The sequence below is a fragment of the Bradyrhizobium sp. NBAIM08 genome (assembly GCF_020193935.1).
In the GTDB taxonomy this organism is placed as follows: domain Bacteria; phylum Pseudomonadota; class Alphaproteobacteria; order Rhizobiales; family Xanthobacteraceae; genus Bradyrhizobium; species Bradyrhizobium yuanmingense.
Map to the genome: position 1 here is coordinate 1 of NZ_JADYVR010000027.1, position 18,361 is coordinate 18,361.

Consider the following 18,361-nt stretch of genomic DNA (forward strand, 5'->3'; position numbering starts at 1 on the left):
CCGCCGCGCCCAAGGCCTCCCCGGCCCCGGCTCCGAAGGCGGCTGCTCCCAAGGCAGCTCCCAAGGCTCCGGCGCCCGCAGCATCCCCTCAGGCTCCCCCGCAGCAAGGCGCCCCGCAGCAGGGCGCAGCTCAGCCCGCCGATCAGCAGATCCAGCTGATCTATGCGCCCTGGACCAAGTTCTGCCTCAAGGGCCAGGACGCCAATGCCAAGCAGGTCTGCTTCACCGGCAAGGACGGCCGTATCGAATCGGGCCAGCCGGTCATCGCGGCCGTGATCATCGAGCCGGAAGGCGAGCCCAAGAAGATCCTGCGCGTGACGCTGCCGCTCGGCATGCAGCTCGTGCACGGCACCCGCATCATCGTCGACAGCAACGCGCCGCTGCAGCAGCCCTATGTGATCTGCTTCCAGAACGGCTGCATGTCCGACTACGAGGCCACGCCCGAGCTCATCAACAACATGAAGAAGGGCCAGAATCTCGTTGTCCAGGCGATCAATGCCAACGGCGCGCCGCTGACGCTGCCGCTGCCGCTCGCCGGCGAATTCCAGAAGGCCTATGACGGTCCGCCGACCGATCCGAAGGTGTTCGAGGAAACCCAGAAGAAGCTGCAGGAAGAGCTGCAGAAGAAGGCCGAAGAGCAGCGCAAGAAGCTCGAGCAGCAGGGTGGTGGCGCACCGGGCGCGGCTCCGACCGGTCAGAAGTAATCGGGAGCAAATCCCGGACGTGAAAAAGGCGCTCGGTTCGAGCGCCTTTTTTGCTGGCCGACGATCACGACGATCAGTTCAGCGAGGGATTGCGCGGGCGATAGCCGCCGGCCTTGTCCTTGACGAAGATCTCGGCGACCTGGGAATGCCGGACCGGCTCGCCGGAATCGTCCGGCAACAGGTTCTGCTCCGAGACATAGGCGACGTATTCGGATTCCGCGTTCTCCGCGAGCAGGTGATAGAACGGCTGGTCCTTGTGGGGCCGCACTTCCTCGGGAATGGACAACCACCATTCCTCGGTGTTGTTGAATTCCGGATCGATGTCGAAAATCACCCCCCGGAACGAGAAGATCCGGTGGCGAACGACCTGTCCGATCTGGAATTTGGCGGTCCGCGCTTTAATCATCCCCCGTCGATAGACCAGGATTGTGGCCGATGCTAGTGCCCTCAGCTGGAATTAACCTTCGTCTCCGGGGCGGATAGCCCCCAAGCCTTCAGAAAAAACTTCAGCAATGGTCGATATCCTCAATCTGGCGCTGCCTTATTTCGGCTTGATCTTCGTCGGTTTCGCTTGCGGGAAGGTCAAGTCCATCCCGGAATCGGGGCTCGCCTGGATGAACTTCTTCCTGCTCTACGTGTCGCTGCCGGCGCTGCTGTTTGCGATCATGTCGAAGACGCCGTTTTCGGAATTGAATAACCCGCCGTTCCTGATGGCGACGACGCTGGCGACGGTCGCGGCATTCACGCTGGCACTGGTGGTCGGCAAGCTATTCGGACGGCTGACGCTGCGCGAAGCGACGCTCGCGGGCCTCTCCGGCGGCTACGGCAATATCGGCTATATGGGCCCGGGCCTCGCACTCGCAGTGCTGGGGCCGAAGGCGGCCGCGCCGACCGCGCTGATCTTCTGCTGCGACAGCATCTTCCTGTTCACGATCGTGCCGCTCTTGATCGAGCTTTCCGACCGCGACCATCCCTCGCTCGTCCATGCTTTCGGCGTCGTGCTGAAGCAGATCGTGCTCAATCCGCTGATCATGTCGGCTTGCTTCGGCGCGGCGGTGGCGGCGCTGCATATCGAGCTGCCGGTCGCGCTCGACCGCACCATCACCTTCCTGCAGAACGCGGCCGCGCCGACCGCGCTGTTCGTGCTCGGCGTGACCGTGGCGCTCCGCCCGTTCGATCGGGTGCCGTGGGAGGTGCCGGGCGTGATCGCGGTCAAGCTGCTGATCCATCCGCTCGCGGCGTTCGCCTTGATGCTGGCGTTCGGTCCGTTCGCGCAGCCCTGGGCCGCCACCGCCGTGCTGATGGCCGCGCTGCCGCCGGCGCTCAACGTGTTCGTCATCGCCCGGCAGAACGATGCCTGGATCGAGTCCGCCTCGGTCGCGGTCCTGCTCGGCACCTTCGCGTCGGTGGTCACGCTGACCAGCGTGATGTGGGCGATCCAGACGGGACGGCTGGCGTTTCCTTGATGGTGATGAGATTGGCTTGATCTCTTCCGCGGGCCGGTGCGCTCCCTCTCCCGCTTGCGGGAGAGGGTCGGGGAGAGGGCTCTCTCCGCGTCGGGATTGTCGAGAGTGCAGAAAAAATCCCGTCGCGGAGAGAGCCCCCACCCGGCGCTTCGCGCCGACCTCCCCCGCAAGCGGGAGAGGTTGCACCGAGCCAGCGGTGAAGTCGTCCAACCTAACGCGCTTCGGAGCTACCTGCGCCAGGTCGGCGTCAGGCCTTCGCGCATGGCGAAGCGGCGGAGCGGGCCGATGGCGCCGAGGAGGTGCATGCCGACGGCGCGGACGGGCTGGAGCGGCAGGAAGTCGTTGAGCAAGGAGCGGTTGGCGATGTCGATCGCAAAGGTACGGCTCAAGATGTCCGGCCGGCGGGCGCGGTCATAGCGCTTGAGCACATCGTCCGCGCCCGGATCCTGTCCCGCGGCGATGGCCTCGCCCGCGAGCCGGGCAATGTCGGCGGCATCGCGCAGGCCGAGATTGAGGCCCTGGGCGCCGATCGGCGGCACCACATGGGCGGCTTCGCCGACCAGCGCAATACGGTCGCGGCCGAAGCATTTCGGACGCTCGATCGCGAGCGGGAACAGGTTGCGGCCAGGCTCCACATTCATCCGTCCCAGGATCGAATGCGACTGCTTCTCGATCGCCGCCGACAGCTCCTCGTCGCTCAAGCCGCGCAGCCGTTCGGCCTCCGCAGGCGCTGCGACCCAGACGATGCTGGAGCGGTCGCCGGGCAGGGGCACGAACACGCAAGGCCCGTGCGGCGTGTGGAACTCGGTCGAAACGTTGCGATGCGGCCGGGCATGGCCGACGTTGAAGGTCAGCGCGGTCTGGTTCAGCTCGCGCCGTGTCACCGCGATGCCAGCAGCCTCGCGGCACAGCGAGTGCCGGCCGTCGGCGCCGACCACGAGGCGCGCCGAGAGAAACTGTCCGGACGCCGTGCGCAGCGCGACGTCGTCGGCTTCGATGACGACGCTTTCGGCCTCGTCGTCGAAGCGGACGAGATTGGGCAGCTCGGCCGCGCGCGCTTCCAGCGCCAGCATCAGCGAGCGATTGTCGATGTTGTAGCCGAACGCATCGAGGCCGATTTCGTGACAGGAGAAGCGCACCTCGGGGCTGCGGAACAGCCGGCCGGTGTCGTCGACGAGGCGCATGACTTCCAGCGCAGCCGCCTTATCCCTGCAGCGCGACCAGACGTCGAGGCCTTCCAATAGATCGATGGAGGCGCCGAGCAATGCGGTGGTGCGATTGTCGGCATAGGGAACGCGGCGCGCCACCAGTGCGGTCCGGGCACCCGCCTGCGCCAGGGCGATCGCCGCGGCAAGGCCGGCAGGTCCGCCGCCGATCACGGCCGCGTCATGGAGTGTCGATGCGTCTATCATGGAACGACATTTGACACGCCAGGCGGCAAATTCAAGCCCACCTATATTTCCCTGATTTTATGGCGAATTTTGCGATCGTGCGCCGCAATGGCGGATGTGCAAACCGGTCGCATTCTGATAGCAGAAGCCATGGAAACGCAGCAGGATTCCCTGAAGCCGAGACCGGCGATCCGCGCCGCAGCCTTCTCGGTGCACATCTTTACCGCGTTCGGCGCGGCGATCGCGCTCCTGGCGATGCTGGAGGCCGTGCGCGAGCACTGGGCGGCGATGTTTCAATGGCTGGGCGTCGCCCTGATCATCGACGCGATCGACGGGCCGATCGCGCGGCGGCTCGACGTCAAGAACGTGCAGCCGAACTGGTCGGGCGACGTGCTCGATCTCGTGGTCGATTTCCTCACCTACGTCTTCGTGCCGGCCTACGCGATCGTCGCGAGCGGCATGCTGCTGCCGGTCGCGGCTCCCTTGCTCGGCATTGCCATCATCGTTACCAGCGCGTTGTATTTCGCCGACCAGCGCATGAAGGCCGACGACAATCATTTCCGCGGCTTCCCGGCGCTGTGGAACGCGGCCGCGTTCTATCTGTTCCTGCTGCATTGGCCGCCGCTATGGGCGACGCTGCTGGTCGCCGCGCTGGTCGTGCTGACTTTCGTGCCGTTCCATGTGCTGCACCCTGTCAGGGTCGTGCGGCTGCGCTGGCTGACGATGTCGCTGATCGCGATCTGGGCGGTGCTCGCCTTCTACACGCTGCAGATGGATTTCCGCGTCGGCACCGGGGTGACCATCGTGCTCTGCGCCATCGCGCTCTGGATCAGCTTCAGCGACGCCTTGATCCGCCTGGTGAAGTCTCTGGCGAGATCCTTTGCGTGATGCACCTGCTGACCAGCCCGGAAGCCTGGGCCGCGCTGCTCACCTTGACGGCGCTCGAGATCGTCCTCGGGATCGACAACGTCATCTTCATCTCGGTGATCGTCTCGCGCCTTCCCGAGAAACCGGCGCAGCGCGCCCGCCAGATCGGGCTTGCGCTGGCACTGGTCTTTCGCCTCATCCTGCTCAGTCTCCTGGTCTGGCTGATCGGCCTGACCGCTCCGGTGCTCTCGATTCAGGGCTATGCTTTTTCCTGGCGCGATCTCATCCTGATCGGCGGCGGCCTCTTCCTGATCGCCAAGGCCACACATGAGATTCACGGCGAGGTCGAATCCGATCACGACGCGAGCGAGAAGGACTCCACAGGCAGCGCCTTCTTCTGGGTGATCGTCCAGATCGTGATCATCGACATCGTGTTCTCGCTGGACTCGATCATCACTGCGATCGGCATGGCCGAGGACATCAAGATCATGATCGCGGCGGTCGTGATCGCATGCGCGGTCATGTACGTTTCGGCGGGTCCGGTGGCGCGATTCGTCGCGGAGCATCCGACCACCAAGATGCTGGCACTGGCCTTCCTGGTGTTGATCGGCGTCGCGCTGGTTGCGGACGGATTCCACTTCCACATTCCGCGCGGCTACATCTATTTCGCAATAGCGTTCTCGGCGGCGGTGGAGTTCTTCAACGTGCTGGCCAGGCGCAACCGCCGGAAAGCCGCCAAGTAGTCGCGTTGGGTCGTTCCAGTCGGCGTCGAGTTGACAAGGCGGGCGCGATAGCTTTCGCTCAGCCGCACGAAGAGGAGGTCAGGTGATGACGAAAGCCATCCGTGTGCACAAGGTCGGAGGCCCCGAAGCCCTGGTCTATGAGAGCGTCGACGTGCCGGCGCCCGGGCCCGGCGAGGTGCGCATCCGCCAGCACGCGGTCGGCCTCAATTTCATCGACGTCTATTACCGCACCGGCCTCTACAAGGCGCCGGGGCTGCCCTTCATCGCCGGCAATGAGGCCTCCGGCGAGGTGGTCGCGGTCGGGCCAGGCGTGACGAATTTTCATCCCGGCGACCGCGTCGCCTATTACCACAATCTCGGCGCCTATACCGGCGAGCGCAACATCCCCTGGGAGAAGCTGGTCAAACTGCCCGATCACATCACCTACGAGCAGGGTGCCGTGCTGATGTTGAAGGGGCTGACGGTCTGGTATCTCCTGCACAAGACCTTCAAGGTCGAGCCGCATCATCGCGTGCTGGTCCACGCCGCCGCCGGCGGCATCGGCCTGCTCGCCTGCCAGTGGGCGAGGGCGCTTGGCGCGCATGTCATCGGCACCGTCGGCTCGCGCGAGAAGGCCGAGCTTGCGGAGGCCAATGGCTGCGATCACGTCATCCTCTACAACGAGGAGGATTTCGTTGCGCGCGTGAAGCAGATCAGCCGTAACGAGGGCTGCGACGTCGTCTATGACGGCGTCGGCAAGGCGACGTTCCCGGGCTCGCTGTCCTGCCTGAAGCCGCGCGGCATGTTCGTCTCGTTCGGCAATGCGTCGGGCCCCGTGCCACCGTTCGCGATCGCCGAGCTCAACAATCACGGCTCGCTGTTCGCGACGCGGCCGAAGCTCAACGATTATGTCGGTACGCGCAAGGAACTGCTCGAAGGTGCCGACACCCTGTTCGCCGCGGTCATCAACGGCAAGCTGCACGTGCCGATCAACCACGCCTACGCGCTCAAGGACGCCGCCAAGGCGCATATCGATCTCGAAAGCCGCAAGACCACCGGGGCTTCGATCTTGAAGCCGTAGCTCTTTCGGCATCGGCGGTTTCGTAGGGTGGGCAAAGGCGCGGAGCGCCGTGCCCACCATCTTCATTGCGGTGAAAAATGGTGGGCACGCTTCGCTTTGCCCACCCTACAGCACTACGCGACGCGTCTTGCCGCGCCGGCCTTGGTCAAGATCGCGTCGAGACATTCGATCATCTCGGCGATCTCTTCCTTCGTGACGTTCAGCGCCGGCATGAAGCGCAAGCTGTCGACCTGCGGGGCGTTCAGCAGCACGCCGGCCTCGAACGCCTGCGCGACGATGCCGGGTGCGATCGGCAGCTTGAGATCGAGCGCGAGCAACAGGCCGCGTCCGCGCACGCCACCGAGGCCATGCCGGGCCGAGACCTTCTGCAGTTCGCTTTCGAGCAGGAGGCCGGTCTCGGCGACCTGTTTCAGGAGGTCGGGCTTCTTGACCTCCTCGAGCACCGCGAGGCCCGCCGCGCACATGATCGGGTTGCCGTTGAACGTGCCGCCCTGGTCGCCGTGCTCGAAGCATGAGGCGCGTTCGCTCGCGAGCAGGGCCGCGAGCGGCACGCCGCCGCCGATGCCCTTGCCGAGCGTCATGATGTCGGGCGCAATCGCCGTGTGCTCATAATGGAAGAGCTTTCCGGTCCGTCCCATGCCGGTCTGGATCTCGTCGAAAATAAGCAGGAGGCCGTGCGCTTCGGTCAGCGCGCGCAGCTGCTGCAGGAACTGATCGGTCGCAGGCCACACGCCGGATTCACCCTGGATCGGCTCGAGCATCACGGCGACGGTGTTGGCGTTGATCAGAGCTTCGACCGAGCCGATGTCGTTCAGCTTGGCCTTCTTGAACCCCGCGACCTTCGGCTCGAACAGCGGCTCGAACGCTTTCTTGCCTGAAGCCGACATCGTCGCCAGCGTTCGGCCGTGGAAGCCGCCTTCGAAGCTGATGATCTCGAACGCGCCGCCTTTGTGCAGGCTGCCATATTTGCGCGCGAGCTTGATCGCGCCTTCGTTGGCTTCAGCGCCCGAATTGGCGAAGAACACTTGATCGAACGCGCTGTGCTCGACCAGCGCCTGCGCCAGCTTGAGGCTCGGCTCGTTGTAGAAGGCCGGGCTCGGCGTCAGCAGCCGCTTGGCCTGAGCTGCGAGCGCGTCGGCGATCGCGGGCGGGGAATGGCCGAGACAGTTCACGGCCCAGCCCTGCACGAAATCGAGATAGCGCTTGCGGCTGTCGTCCCAGAGGTAGGAGCCGGCGCCGCGGACGAACACGGTCTTGGGCCGTGCGGTGATGTCCATCAGCGCGTCATACGGATGCGTGGTCATGTCGTACTCCTCTGGAGGCGGGTGGAAAAAAGGGCGCAAAAAGCAGAAAGGCCGCACCTTGCGGGTGCGGCCTTTCTCGAAAACTAGCTGAATTCAGTGGTTCAGCGGCGTCCTCGGACATGGCGCACCCTCTCGTCGTCGCGGGAGCGACGGCGGAGCATTTCGGTGCGCTGGTTGGTCCGGGCGTTGATCATGGGGCGGGTCCGTACAGCCGAATGGCAGGACTTGTCAAGCAGGCTTTTTTCAAGATGCACGCCGAGCGTGTATCGGTCAGGTCGGGTGGGCGGCTGTGCAGCGTCTGGTTGACGGTGCTCTGGTGGTAGAAGCGGTAATCGTCGAAGCGCTGCGTGCGCAGCATGTCCGAGAGGCGGCTCATCCTCGTTCCTCGCTCGCGTTGAAAACGCGGGCAGAGTTAGGCCGAGTCCGTGACCGCTGCGTGAATGCATTATGGTGTCACATTGCGGAGCGCAGGCCGTCTCGCCGTGTCGCGCCCTGCAGCAACCATCGGGTCGCTGGCGCGTTTGTGATCATGGGATGCGATTTGGTTCGAACCGGCTTCACGTCGGTTCAGACCAAGCAAGACGGGACCAATCAGACCAGTTTTCAGCCTTGTCCGACACGCCTTACCCAATCGACCTCGACAGCATTCGCGGCGCATTTCCGCCCGGGACCGACGCGCCGCCGCTGCTGGTCGATTTCGCCGGCTGGCTCGAGGGGCGTCCCTGGGGCAGCGTCGGCCGCTTCGCCCTGCAAGGCCAGTTCTCCGACTCCGCGCCGATCGTCGACGGCAGTCCCTTGCGCGACAGGTTTTCGCTGTTCATGCGCCTGCCGGACGGCTCGGCCGTCGGCGGCTGGTATGGCGCGGGTCTTGATCGCGACAATCCGCCGATCGTCGGTCTGGGTTCCGAGGGTGATTACGAATTGCTGGCGCCGAGCCTCGATGCGCTGCTGACGAGGCTGACGTCGCAGCAATTCGACAGGGCCTGGAGCGATCTGAAGCCGCATGACGAAGTCGAGCCTCAGACCGTCGAACTTGCGCAATGGCTCGCTGGACAGCCTGTTGGCGAGAAGGCGACGTGTGACGACGGGCCTCCGGAGCTACCTGATTTCCGCGGCTTCATGGAAAAATGGAGCCGGGACCGCGAGGATTATTGGGCCAACCATCGCATGATGGCCGAACTCGGCTGGCGGCTGGCCGCCCATCTGCCCAAGGGCAAGAATGCCTGGGATAAGACGCGTTTCGAGGTCGCAATCGTCGGCAAGCAATACCAGGCGCGCGTGCTGACGCGCGGACCGCAGCCGTTTGAGGAAGCGGCTTCAATCGAATCCCTGCTGCGCGATCTGCGCGAACAGATGTGGAAGGCTCAGCCTGAGCTCGGGTTATGGTACGCGATGAGGTTCGGACTCTACGCCGACGGCCGCGTCATGCCGAGCTTCGAATACGACGTGCGCCCGACCATCGACGGTGAACCGGCATTGCTCTCCGAGGCGAAAGCCGATCTCGCCCGTGCACCAAGGCCGGAGCGCTGGGTGCCGAAATGGCTGGCGTGATTGTCTCCACACTGTCATTGCGAGCGTAGCGAAGCAATCCAGACTGTTCCCGCGGAGGGATTCTGGATTGCTTCGCTACGCCGCAATGACGGAACGCGGTCAGAACCCCGCGACGCTGCCGTGCAGATCGTATGCGTCGGCGCGCTCGATCTTCGCCGTGACGATCTCGCCGACGCGCAGCGGGCGGCGGCTCGTCAGGTACACCGCGCCGTCGATCTCCGGCGCATCGGCTTTGGAGCGGCCCTTGGCGACGGTCGGGCCGACCTCGTCGATGATGACCTGCTGGCGCGTGCCGACCTTGCGCTTCAGCCGGCGCGCCGAGATCTTCTGCTGCCGGGCCATCAGCGCATTGTAGCGCTCCTGCTTGACCTCTTCAGGGACGGGATTCTCGATTGCGTTCGAGGTGGCGCCGGCGACCGGCTCGTATTTGAAGCAGCCGACGCGGTCGATCTCGGCTTCGTCGAGCCAGTCGAGCAGATAGGCGAAATCGGCATCGGTCTCGCCGGGGAAGCCGACGATGAAGGTCGAGCGCAAGGCGAGATCGGGACATTCCTCGCGCCAGCGCTTGATCCGCGCCAGCGTCTTGTCCTGCGCCGCCGGACGCTTCATCGCCTTCAGCACCTCGGGGCTCGCATGCTGGAACGGGATGTCGAGATAGGGCAGTACCTTGCCCTCGTTCATCAGTGCGATGACCTCGTCGACATGCGGGTAGGGATAGACATATTGCAGCCGGACCCAGGCCCCGAGCTCGCCGAGCTCGCGCGCGAGGTCGAGGAATTTGGCGCGGACCTGGCGGTCCTTCCACGGGCTCTCGGCATATTTGAGATCGACGCCGTAAGCTGAGGTGTCCTGCGAGATCACCAGGAGCTCTTTGACGCCCGCGCCGACGAGGCGCTCGGCCTCGCGCAGCACGTCATCGGCTGGGCGCGAGACGAGGTCGCCGCGCAGCTTCGGAATGATGCAGAAGGTGCAGCGGTTGTTGCAGCCCTCGGAAATCTTCAGATAGGCGTAGTGGCGCGGGGTCAGCTTGATGCCCTGCGGCGGCACCAGGTCGAGATGCGGATTGTGCGCCGGCGGCAGCGCGCGGTGCACGGCGTTCAGCACGCTCTCATATTGCTGGGGGCCGGTGATGGACAGCACGCCCGGATAGGCCTGCTCGATCGCTTCCGGTTCCGCGCCCATGCAGCCGGTCACGATCACCTTGCCGTTCTCGGCCATGGCCTCGCCGATCGCCGAGAGCGATTCCTGCTTGGCGCTGTCGAGGAAGCCACAGGTGTTGACGATGACGATGTCCGCCCCGTCATGCTTGCGGGCGAGCTCATAGCCCTCCGCGCGCAGCCGCGTGATGATGCGCTCGGAATCCACCAAGGCCTTGGGACACCCGAGTGACGTGAATGAAATGCGCGGCGCTCTGTCCATGTAATCGCCTGGAGCCTATCTGAATTGTCTGGATTTGCGATCCAAGTAATTGAACCGATGGCGAAATTCAACAACTAACGTATGCGGCGCGCGGCTAAAGCAGTACGCGCGCGTAGTTGGCGTGATCGGCCAGTCACCAGCGACGGTATTACTGACTGACGGTTCCTGGTCTGGAAGCTCATTCGGATCGAGCGAGTGGAGGATCCGAGGTGAATTGCTCGAACACGCCCGTTTTGGTTGTTATTCGGTTTCTTGCTTGATTTCACGGAGCTTAACCACGATGCGCCGCTTCATCTTCGGCTTGGCTTTCGTTACCGTTTCCTATGGCGCCATGTTTCCGGCCCGCGCTGAAGTCGACAAGATCATCCATGTCTGCGATCGGCAGGAACGATTGTGTCCGGAATTCAGGCCTCGCGTGAAGGCACCCGACGGGTGGACGAGGGATGAGGCCGCGAGTCTCAAATACGGCGCATCGATGTTCGTTCCCAAAGGGAAGACATTCGGTAAAGCAGAAGCAATCATCTATGCCGAAGGCCGCTATAACGAGGACCGCACCGAACTGGTTCAATGGATCGCAACGAGTGATAAGGATTGGGCGACGACATCCGGCGACCATGCCAAGATCACTACGCTTCCCTCGGTCAACCCGAAGGTCATCATCAACCGCTACGACAATCCGTCCTTGAAGGACCAGCCGATCGAAGTCATCGCGCATTACGCCGACCGCGACAAGGACGGCAATTCCTACGTCGTGCGGCTAGCGGTCTCCGGCCGCACTGAGGCGGCAGTGCTGGTCGCCATGCCACTTCTCGACAAGATGATCGTTGGCGCGAAGATTCCGTGAGAGCATGAGTTCTGCTTCGCAGCTGAAGGCTGCGCGAGCGTTTTCTTGCGGGAGGGCGGCATGGAGAGTTTACATTCGTCGTGTCAGGGACACCCGAGCGACCCGAAGCTGACCTTGGGCGCAGCCGTCTGATCCATATCTAATCTGCCTGATTGACCGGCCTGAGCTAGTCCCAATTGCCCATAATTACAACCCTTTGCAGGGCGATCCGGCGTGCTATGGATGAATCAGCTGCCGTGAGTGAGCCATGAGCGCCGAACAGTCGCCCAAAATCGTGATCGTCGACGAAAGCCCGATCCGGGCCGCGATCCTGGAGGAGGGATTGCGCGAGGCCGGGTTTACCCAAGTCGTCCATATCAGCGAGATGCAGAGCCTGCTGGCCCGTATTTATGCGGCGGACCCCGACATCATCGTGATCGATCTCGAAAACCCCAGCCGCGACGTGCTGGAGGCGATGTTCCAGGTCAGCCGCGCGGTGAAGCGGCCGGTCGCCATGTTCGTCGACCAGAGCGATTCAGCCTCGATCCAGGCCTCGGTCGAGGCGGGGGTGTCGGCCTATATCGTCGACGGGCTGAAGAAGGAGCGCATCAAGCCGATCCTCGACCTTTGCGTGTCCCGTTTCAACGCCTTCGCCAAGCTCCAGGAGGAACTGGAGCGCACCAAGTCGCAGCTCGAGGACCGCAAGATCATCGAGCGCGCCAAGGGCATTCTGATGAAGGTGAAGGGCCTGACCGAGGACGAGGCCTATGTGCTGCTGCGCTCCACCGCGATGCGCGAGAAGAAGAAAATCGGCGAGATCGCACAGTCGATCATCACCGCGTCGGAGATGCTGAAATGACCGTTCCCCTCCGCATCGGGTTCATTCCGCTGGTCGATGCCGCCGCGCTGATCGTCGCGGTCGACAAGGGCTTTGCCGCCGCCGAGGGGCTCGAGGTCGAGCTGGTGCGCGAGGTCTCCTGGTCCAACGTCCGCGACAAGCTCAATATCGGCCTGTTCGATGCCGCGCATCTGCTCGCGCCGGTGGCGATCGCGTCCTCGCTCGGCCTCGGTCACGTCAAGGTGCCGATCGCCGCGGCCTTCAATCTCGGCATCAACGGCAATGCCATCACGGTGTCGCCGGCGCTCCATGCCGCGCTGATGGAGGAGATCGACGGCGATCGCTTCGACCCGATGGCGACGGCGAAAGCGCTGGCGAAGGTGGTTGCCAAGCGCCGCACGGCAGGGGCCGAGCCGCTCACCTTCGGCATGACCTTCCCGTTCTCCACCCACAATTATCAATTGCGGTTCTGGATGGCGGCGGCGGGCGTCGATCCCGACGAGGACGTGCGCCTCGTGGTGCTGCCGCCGCCCTATATGGTCGACAGCCTCAAGAACGGCCATGTCGATGCGTTCTGCGTCGGTGCCCCCTGGAACTCGATCGCGGTCGATCTCGGCATCGGCCATATCCTGCATTTCGTCGCCGACATTCTGGTCCGTGCGGCGGAGAAGGTGCTGGCGGTCCGCCAGACCTTTGCCGACAAGAACCCGGACGTGGTCGCAGCCCTGGTGCGGGCAGCCGTGAAAGCCGCCGAGTTCATCGAGCATCCCGAGAACCGGACCGAGGCGGCGCAGATCCTGGCCCAACCCGAACGGATCGGCGTCGACGCCGAGGTCATCCAACGCACCCTCACCGGGCGCCTGAAGATCTCGCCCGATGGCACCTTCCGCGAAAGCGGCCGCTACCTGCTGGTCGGACGCGAAGGGGCAGGGCGGCCCGATCCGGTCCAGGCCGCCTGGCTCTATGCGCAGATGGTGCGTTGGGGCCAGACGGCGCTCACCCCTGACGGGGTCAAGACGGCGATGGCGGTGTTCAGGCCCGATCTCTACGACGCGGCGCTCGGCAACAGGGCGCCGCTTGAGGCTCCCGCAGCGTTCGGCGCCTTTGCCGGTCCGGCCTTCGACCCCGCCGATATCCGCGGGCATCTCGAGGCCTTCGGGGTCGGGCGCTGGAGGGCCTGATTCGCGGTTGCTTCGCTTTTGAGCATCTAAGATCCTTGGCTAATGTTTGAGCTGGCTGCTCGTATTTCGGGAGAGTTCCCAAGCCAGCAGTTTCCGGGTCACGTACTAATTATCTGAAACTTCATTGGTTTTTATTTCGACCAAGCTGGCACGCAACTTGAATGTTGCGCTGCGGCCAGCTTGTCATAGGTGCCTGCTGAGCCAAGTCCCGCAGCAACGAAGCTGATCGGACCGTGGGTGACGAAGCCGGCTCCTGAGCCAGCCTGACGTTCCTCGCGGGTCGCGCAATCCGTCGAAGCCACCGAAGGTGGCCGCAGGAGCTTCGTTACACACCATGAAAATCGATACGGTCTCAGTCGACTTTACCGACGAGCAGAAACGCTATCTCGAAGGCTTCACGACCGGCCTGCAGATCAGCCGCGTCGGCCGCGGCCTTGGTGGTGGCGGCAGCGGCAAGGCGAATGCCGAGCCTGTGGGTCCCGATGCCGTGCACATCAAGGCGCAGGACAAGGTGATCGCGTCGGGCAAGAAGCTCGCCGATCAGGAGAAGTTCAAGCGCGACGAGCATCCCTTCGACGCCTATCCGCGGCTTCGCCAGCAGGCGCTCGACAACACCCCGCCGAGCCCGGCGGACAATTTCCGCTGGCGCTATTACGGCATCTTCTATGTCGCGCCGACGCAGGACTCCTACATGTGCCGCCTGCGCATCCCGAACGGCATCATGAAGCATTGGCAGCTGTCGGGCCTTGCCGATCTCGCCGACGAGCTCTGCGGCCCCTATAGCCACGTGACGACGCGCGCCAATCTCCAGCTGCGCGAGATCCCGCCGAAGCACGCGATCAGAATGATCGAGGGCATCCAGGAGCTCGGCCTGTGCTCGCGCGGCTCCGGCGCCGACAACATCCGCAACGTGACGGGAACGCCGACCGCCGGCATCGATCCGCAGGAAATCATCGACACGCGGCCCTATGCCCGCGAGTGGCACTACCACATCCTCAACGACCGCTCGCTCTACGGTTTGCCGCGCAAGTTCAACGTCGCCTTCGACGGCGCCGGCCGGATCGCGGTGCTTGAAGAGACCAACGACATCGCCTTCACGGCCTATGAGGTAAAGGACGGTTTCGGCGTCGAGCCCGGCGTCTGGTTCCGGCTCGGCCTCGGCGGCATCACCGGTCACAAAGACTTTGCGAAATATTCCGGCATCATCGTCAAGCCGGAGCAGGCGACCGCCGTCGCCGACGCCATCGTGCGCGTGTTCATCGAGCATGGCGACCGCACCAACCGCAACAAGGCACGGCTTAAATACGTGCTCGACGCGATGGGCCATGACGGCTTCCTCAAGCTGGTCGAGGAGCGGTTGAAGACGCCGTTCACGCGCGTGCCGGAAGAGGCGTTCGCGCCGCGTCCCGCGGCGGATCGCATGGCCCATATCGGCGTGCACAAGCAGAAGCAGGACGGCCTCAACTGGATTGGCGTATCGCTCACGCTCGGCAAGCTCACCTCCGATCAGATGCGGGGCCTCGCCAAGGTGGCGCAAGATCTCGGTGACGGCGAGATCCGGCTCACGGTCTGGCAGAACCTGTTGATCTCGGGCGTGCGCGACGCGAATGTCGAGCTCGCCATTGCCGCGATCAAGCAGATCGGGCTCGCGGTCGAGGCCTCGCACATCCGCGCCGGCCTGATCGCCTGCACCGGCAATGCCGGCTGCCGCTTCGCGGCGTCCAATACCAAGCGCAATGCCGCGGAGATCGGTGACTGGTGCGAGCCGCGCGTCGCGATGGACAAGCCGGTGAACATCCACCTGACCGGCTGCCATCATTCCTGCGCGCAGCACTACATCAGCGACATCGGACTGATCGGCGCGCGCGTGCCGATCAATGAGGAGGACACCGTCGAGGGCTATCACCTCTTCACTGGCGGCGGGTTCGGCCCCGACGCCGATGTCGGGCAGGAGGTCTATCACGACCTCAAGGCCGAGGACGCGCCGAAGACGGTCGAGGCGCTGCTCAAGGCCTATCTCGCCCACCGCGCCTCGCCCGACGAAACCTTCCTCTCCTTCGCGCGCCGCCATGACGGCGAAACGCTGCGCAAGCTTGCCGATGCACAGGTGTCCGCATGAACCAGATCACGCCTCCGCCGAAACTCGATATCATCCCCGCCAGCGCCCCGTTCTCGGATGCGCAGCGCTCCTGGCTGAACGGCTTCTTTGCCGGGCTTTTGTCGCCTGACGTCGCAACGCCGCTGTCGGCAGAGCAGGGCGCCGCCGTCATGCAGGCCGGTGACGGCGACGACGGCGAAGCGCCGTGGCACGACCAGACCATGCCGATCGCCCAGCGGATGAAGCTTGCCGAAGGCCGTCCCTTGCGCCGCAAGATGATGGCGGCGATGGCACAGCAGGATTGCGGCCAGTGCGGCTACAATTGCCACGATTATTCGGAAGCAATCGCGAGCCGTAGCGAAGCGCGGCTCAATCTGTGCGTCCCCGGCGGCAAGGAAACCGCGCGGATGCTGAAATCGCTGTACGAGGAGCTGGACAAGGCGCCCGCGGCCAAGACCACCGACAAGAGCACCGACAAGGCCGGCGCTCCGGCGCCGGCTGTGACCGTGACGATCGCAGAGCCCGGCCGCTCGCGGGACAATCCGATCCAGGCGACCTTCCTGTCGCGCCGTCTTCTCAACAAGGGCAAGTCGGAGAAGGAGACCTATCACATCGAGTTCGATCTCTCCGAGGGCAAGCTCGACTATGTGGTTGGTGACAGTTTTGGCGTCTTCCCGCGCAACGACGTCGGCCTCGTCGACCAGATCATCGCGCTGCTCGGCGCCTCCCACACGACCAAAGTCAACGGCAAGACGTTGCGCGAGGTGCTGATCGACGACGTCTCGCTGTCGCCGGCGCCCGACACGCTGTTCGAGCTGATCTCCTTCATCACCGGCGGCGCGCAGCGCGAGAAGGCGCGGGCGCTGGCGCAGGGAGAGGATCCCGATGGGGATGCCGCGACGCTCGACGTGATGGCGGCACTGCAGAAGTTTTCCGGCACGCGGCCGCATCCCGAGGCCTTCGTCGAGGCGCTGGAGCCGCTGCAGCCGCGGCTCTACTCGATCTCGTCCTCGCACAATGCGACGCCGGGAAAGCTGTCACTGACGGTGGACTCGGTGCGCTACGTCATCGGCAAGCGCAGGCGGCTCGGCGTCGCCTCGACCTTCCTCGGCGAGCGGATCAACGAAGGCGAGAAGCTCAAGGTCTATGTGCAGAAGGCGCACAATTTCGGCCTGCCGCAGGACCCGAAGACGCCGATCATCATGGTCGGTCCCGGCACCGGCATCGCGCCGTTCCGCGCCTTCCTGTTCGACCGCAAGGCGACCGGCGCGCCCGGCAAGAACTGGCTGTTCTTCGGCCATCAGCGCAGCGATTGCGATTTCTTCTATCAGGACGAGCTCAACGCCATGAAGACCTCCGGGCTTCTGACGCGCCTGTCGCTGGCCTGGTCGCGCGACGGCGAGAAGAAGTTTTACGTGCAGGACCGCATGCGCGAGGTCGGCCGCGAATTGTGGACCTGGCTCGCCGAGGGCGCGCATCTCTACATCTGCGGCGATGCCAAGCGCATGGCCAAGGACGTCGAGCGCGCGCTGGTCGACATCGTCGCCCAGTTCGGGGCACGTTCGACCGATGAGGCCGTCAGCTTCGTCGCCGAACTCAAGAAGACCGGCCGCTTCCAGGCTGACGTGTATTAGTCGGACGACTCCCTCTCGGGGTTGGGCGTCATCCGATTGTCATCCGTCCCGGTTCCAACTGGCTTGGATTCTAACGAATAAGATTCTCGGAACCTGCTGGTGAAGAGAATTTGCATCTGCGATGGGGGGCCTCCGGAGAACCCCCATCGCTATTTCCGCCACCGTCTTGCCTCCCGCCCTGGTTGATCCTTCATACTCCCGCAAATGGGGCGTTGGAGATCGACCATGCGCGAACTATCGGCGGAAGCCAGGCTGCACTTCTACGCGCGCTCGCTCTCGCGCCGGACCGGGGCGAGCATGCACCACGTTGCGATGTACAGCGCGTTTGCGGTGATCGCGGCGATCGTGTTCGGGACGCTGTCGGTGCATCCGTTTTGATGTGTCTGCGTAGGGTGGGTTAGCCGAAGGCGTAACCCACCACTTGTATGGCTGCAGCAGAAGAGGTGGATTACGCTTCGCTAATCCACCCTACGTTACCGAGCGTTTGTTACGCTCCGCGCTTGAACGGCGCCACATCGATCCCCGCAGCTTTCAACGCCTGCCGCACGCCGCGCGCGATCTCGACCGCGCCGGGCGTGTCGCCATGGATGCACACTGTATCCGTGCGCATCTTGATGACCTTGCCTGTGACCGACACCACCGCGCCGTCCTGCACCATGCGCACGACGCGGTCGGCGATCGCCTTGGCATCGTGCAGCACCGCGCCGGGCTTCTTGCGTGAGACGAGGTTGCCGTCATCCTCATAGGCGCGGTCGGCGAACACCTCGTGCACCATCGGCAGGTTGGCGTCTTCGCCGGCCTTCACCAGCTTCGAATTGGCGAGCACGACGAAGATCAGGCTGGGATCCACCGCCTTGATGCCGGCGGCGATCGCCTTCGCCGTCATGTCGTCCTCGCAGGCGACGTTGGAGAGCGCGCCGTGCGCCTTCACATGGGTGACTTTGTAGCCGGCCGCGGTCGCGATCGCCTGCAACGCGCCGATCTGATAGGCGACGAGGTTCTCGATCTCGGAGGCCTTGAGCCCTGCGATCGGATGCCGGCCGAAGCCGTGCAGGTCGCGATAGCCGGGATGCGCGCCGACCGAGACGCCGCGCGCCTTCGCAAGCTCCACCGTCCGGCGCATGATGTCGGGGTCGCCGGCATGGAAGCCGCAGGCGACGTTGACCGAGCTTGCCAGCTCGATCATCGCGGCGTCGTTGCCCATCTCCCACGCGCCAAAACCTTCGCCGAGGTCGCAATTCAGATCGACTGTCTTCATGGGTTGCTCTCCGCCTCTGGTCTT

18 protein-coding genes are annotated in these 18,361 nt (G+C 64.2%); 12 read left to right on the forward strand and 6 right to left on the reverse strand.

Features of this window, described 5'->3' with window-relative positions; genetic code table 11:
- Positions 1-704: invasion associated locus B family protein (locus I6F37_RS37700; protein ID WP_225154092.1), on the forward strand; the 704-nt coding region annotated here is incomplete at its 5' end.
- A gap of 73 nt (positions 705-777) precedes the next feature.
- On the opposite strand, the gene hspQ is transcribed toward I6F37_RS37700, so the two are convergent.
- Positions 778-1,110 carry a heat shock protein HspQ gene (gene hspQ, locus I6F37_RS37705; RefSeq protein ID WP_024341905.1) on the reverse strand — a complete coding sequence of 111 codons (333 nt, stop codon included), beginning with the start codon at positions 1,108-1,110 and terminating at the stop codon, positions 778-780.
- Positions 1,111-1,216: 106 nt separating this feature from the next.
- Between hspQ and I6F37_RS37710 the strand changes: the two genes are divergently transcribed.
- Complete coding sequence (locus I6F37_RS37710; RefSeq protein ID WP_225131439.1) at positions 1,217-2,170, forward strand: AEC family transporter; 954 nt, start codon at positions 1,217-1,219, stop codon at positions 2,168-2,170.
- A 227-nt stretch (positions 2,171-2,397) separates the two neighbouring features.
- On the opposite strand, the gene I6F37_RS37715 is transcribed toward I6F37_RS37710, so the two are convergent.
- Positions 2,398-3,582, reverse strand: a complete 1,185-nt coding sequence (locus tag I6F37_RS37715) for a UbiH/UbiF family hydroxylase (RefSeq protein ID WP_225154093.1) — start codon at positions 3,580-3,582, stop codon at positions 2,398-2,400.
- A 129-nt stretch (positions 3,583-3,711) separates the two neighbouring features.
- Between I6F37_RS37715 and pcsA the strand changes: the two genes are divergently transcribed.
- The 3 genes from pcsA (at position 3,712) to I6F37_RS37730 (ending at position 6,231) form a co-directional block, all read left to right on the forward strand.
- Positions 3,712-4,449: a phosphatidylcholine synthase gene (gene pcsA / locus I6F37_RS37720; RefSeq protein WP_225154094.1), complete on the forward strand. Its 738-nt coding sequence runs from the start codon at positions 3,712-3,714 to the stop codon at positions 4,447-4,449.
- Positions 4,446-5,171, forward strand: a complete 726-nt coding sequence (locus I6F37_RS37725) for a TerC family protein (protein ID WP_225154095.1) — start codon at positions 4,446-4,448, stop codon at positions 5,169-5,171. The genes pcsA and I6F37_RS37725 overlap by 4 nt, the downstream gene beginning before the upstream one ends.
- Before the next feature lie 85 nt (positions 5,172-5,256).
- Positions 5,257-6,231, forward strand: a complete 975-nt coding sequence (locus I6F37_RS37730; protein ID WP_036012480.1) for a quinone oxidoreductase — start codon at positions 5,257-5,259, stop codon at positions 6,229-6,231.
- A 113-nt stretch (positions 6,232-6,344) separates the two neighbouring features.
- Here the strand turns inward: I6F37_RS37730 and I6F37_RS37735 are convergent, their stop codons facing one another.
- The gene (locus tag I6F37_RS37735; protein ID WP_036012478.1) at positions 6,345-7,535 is read right to left on the reverse strand and encodes an acetylornithine transaminase; all 1,191 of its coding nucleotides are present in this window, start codon (positions 7,533-7,535) and stop codon (positions 6,345-6,347) included.
- Between the two features lie 190 nt (positions 7,536-7,725).
- Entirely contained in the window at positions 7,726-7,911 is a 186-nt protein-coding gene (locus I6F37_RS37740; protein WP_081494610.1) for a hypothetical protein, read from the reverse strand.
- Positions 7,912-8,144: 233 nt separating this feature from the next.
- Here I6F37_RS37740 and I6F37_RS37745 point away from each other — a divergent pair, with 233 nt between their 5' ends.
- The gene (locus tag I6F37_RS37745; protein ID WP_036012471.1) at positions 8,145-9,086 is read left to right on the forward strand and encodes a hypothetical protein; all 942 of its coding nucleotides are present in this window, start codon (positions 8,145-8,147) and stop codon (positions 9,084-9,086) included.
- Positions 9,087-9,185: 99 nt separating this feature from the next.
- Here I6F37_RS37745 and rimO read toward each other — a convergent pair whose 3' ends face one another.
- Entirely contained in the window at positions 9,186-10,505 is a 1,320-nt protein-coding gene (rimO, locus tag I6F37_RS37750; protein ID WP_036012469.1) for a 30S ribosomal protein S12 methylthiotransferase RimO, read from the reverse strand.
- 280 nt (positions 10,506-10,785) lie between these two features.
- Between rimO and I6F37_RS37755 the strand changes: the two genes are divergently transcribed.
- The 6 genes from I6F37_RS37755 to I6F37_RS37780 all read left to right on the forward strand — a co-directional run bounded on the left by I6F37_RS37755 (position 10,786) and on the right by I6F37_RS37780 (position 17,457).
- On the forward strand, positions 10,786-11,349 hold the full coding sequence (locus I6F37_RS37755; RefSeq protein WP_036012466.1) for a hypothetical protein: 564 nt from the start codon (positions 10,786-10,788) through the stop codon (positions 11,347-11,349).
- A 247-nt stretch (positions 11,350-11,596) separates the two neighbouring features.
- On the forward strand, positions 11,597-12,187 hold the full coding sequence (locus tag I6F37_RS37760; protein WP_036012463.1) for an ANTAR domain-containing response regulator: 591 nt from the start codon (positions 11,597-11,599) through the stop codon (positions 12,185-12,187).
- A complete protein-coding gene (locus tag I6F37_RS37765) occupies positions 12,184-13,347 on the forward strand; it encodes a CmpA/NrtA family ABC transporter substrate-binding protein (protein WP_225154096.1) in 1,164 nt (387 codons plus the stop codon). The genes I6F37_RS37760 and I6F37_RS37765 overlap by 4 nt, the downstream gene beginning before the upstream one ends.
- Before the next feature lie 334 nt (positions 13,348-13,681).
- Positions 13,682-15,466: a NirA family protein gene (locus I6F37_RS37770; protein WP_074447961.1), complete on the forward strand. Its 1,785-nt coding sequence runs from the start codon at positions 13,682-13,684 to the stop codon at positions 15,464-15,466.
- Entirely contained in the window at positions 15,463-17,079 is a 1,617-nt protein-coding gene (locus I6F37_RS37775) for a sulfite reductase subunit alpha (protein ID WP_036028095.1), read from the forward strand. The genes I6F37_RS37770 and I6F37_RS37775 overlap by 4 nt, the downstream gene beginning before the upstream one ends.
- A 225-nt stretch (positions 17,080-17,304) precedes the next feature.
- The gene (locus I6F37_RS37780; RefSeq protein WP_036028094.1) at positions 17,305-17,457 is read left to right on the forward strand and encodes a hypothetical protein; all 153 of its coding nucleotides are present in this window, start codon (positions 17,305-17,307) and stop codon (positions 17,455-17,457) included.
- 109 nt (positions 17,458-17,566) lie between these two features.
- Here I6F37_RS37780 and I6F37_RS37785 read toward each other — a convergent pair whose 3' ends face one another.
- Entirely contained in the window at positions 17,567-18,337 is a 771-nt protein-coding gene (locus tag I6F37_RS37785; RefSeq protein WP_036028093.1) for a LamB/YcsF family protein, read from the reverse strand.
- Positions 18,338-18,361: the final 24 nt, after the last annotated feature.

Bases quoted from the DNA above. Each gene is read 5' to 3' on its own strand.
- I6F37_RS37785 (WP_036028093.1), bottom strand. From the start codon at position 18,337: ATGAAGACAGTCGATCTGAATTGCGACCTCGGCGAAGGTTTTGGCGCG.
- I6F37_RS37775 (WP_036028095.1), top strand. From the start codon at position 15,463: ATGAACCAGATCACGCCTCCGCCGAAACTCGATATCATCCCCGCCAGC.
- I6F37_RS37710 (WP_225131439.1), top strand. From the start codon at position 1,217: ATGGTCGATATCCTCAATCTGGCGCTGCCTTATTTCGGCTTGATCTTC.
- I6F37_RS37765 (WP_225154096.1), top strand. From the start codon at position 12,184: ATGACCGTTCCCCTCCGCATCGGGTTCATTCCGCTGGTCGATGCCGCC.
- I6F37_RS37770 (WP_074447961.1), top strand. From the start codon at position 13,682: ATGAAAATCGATACGGTCTCAGTCGACTTTACCGACGAGCAGAAACGC.
- I6F37_RS37735 (WP_036012478.1), bottom strand. From the start codon at position 7,535: ATGACCACGCATCCGTATGACGCGCTGATGGACATCACCGCACGGCCC.
- hspQ (WP_024341905.1), bottom strand. From the start codon at position 1,110: ATGATTAAAGCGCGGACCGCCAAATTCCAGATCGGACAGGTCGTTCGC.
- I6F37_RS37715 (WP_225154093.1), bottom strand. From the start codon at position 3,582: ATGATAGACGCATCGACACTCCATGACGCGGCCGTGATCGGCGGCGGA.
- I6F37_RS37780 (WP_036028094.1), top strand. From the start codon at position 17,305: ATGCGCGAACTATCGGCGGAAGCCAGGCTGCACTTCTACGCGCGCTCG.
- I6F37_RS37755 (WP_036012466.1), top strand. From the start codon at position 10,786: ATGCGCCGCTTCATCTTCGGCTTGGCTTTCGTTACCGTTTCCTATGGC.
- I6F37_RS37760 (WP_036012463.1), top strand. From the start codon at position 11,597: ATGAGCGCCGAACAGTCGCCCAAAATCGTGATCGTCGACGAAAGCCCG.
- rimO (WP_036012469.1), bottom strand. From the start codon at position 10,505: ATGGACAGAGCGCCGCGCATTTCATTCACGTCACTCGGGTGTCCCAAG.
- I6F37_RS37740 (WP_081494610.1), bottom strand. From the start codon at position 7,911: ATGAGCCGCCTCTCGGACATGCTGCGCACGCAGCGCTTCGACGATTAC.
- pcsA (WP_225154094.1), top strand. From the start codon at position 3,712: ATGGAAACGCAGCAGGATTCCCTGAAGCCGAGACCGGCGATCCGCGCC.
- I6F37_RS37730 (WP_036012480.1), top strand. From the start codon at position 5,257: ATGACGAAAGCCATCCGTGTGCACAAGGTCGGAGGCCCCGAAGCCCTG.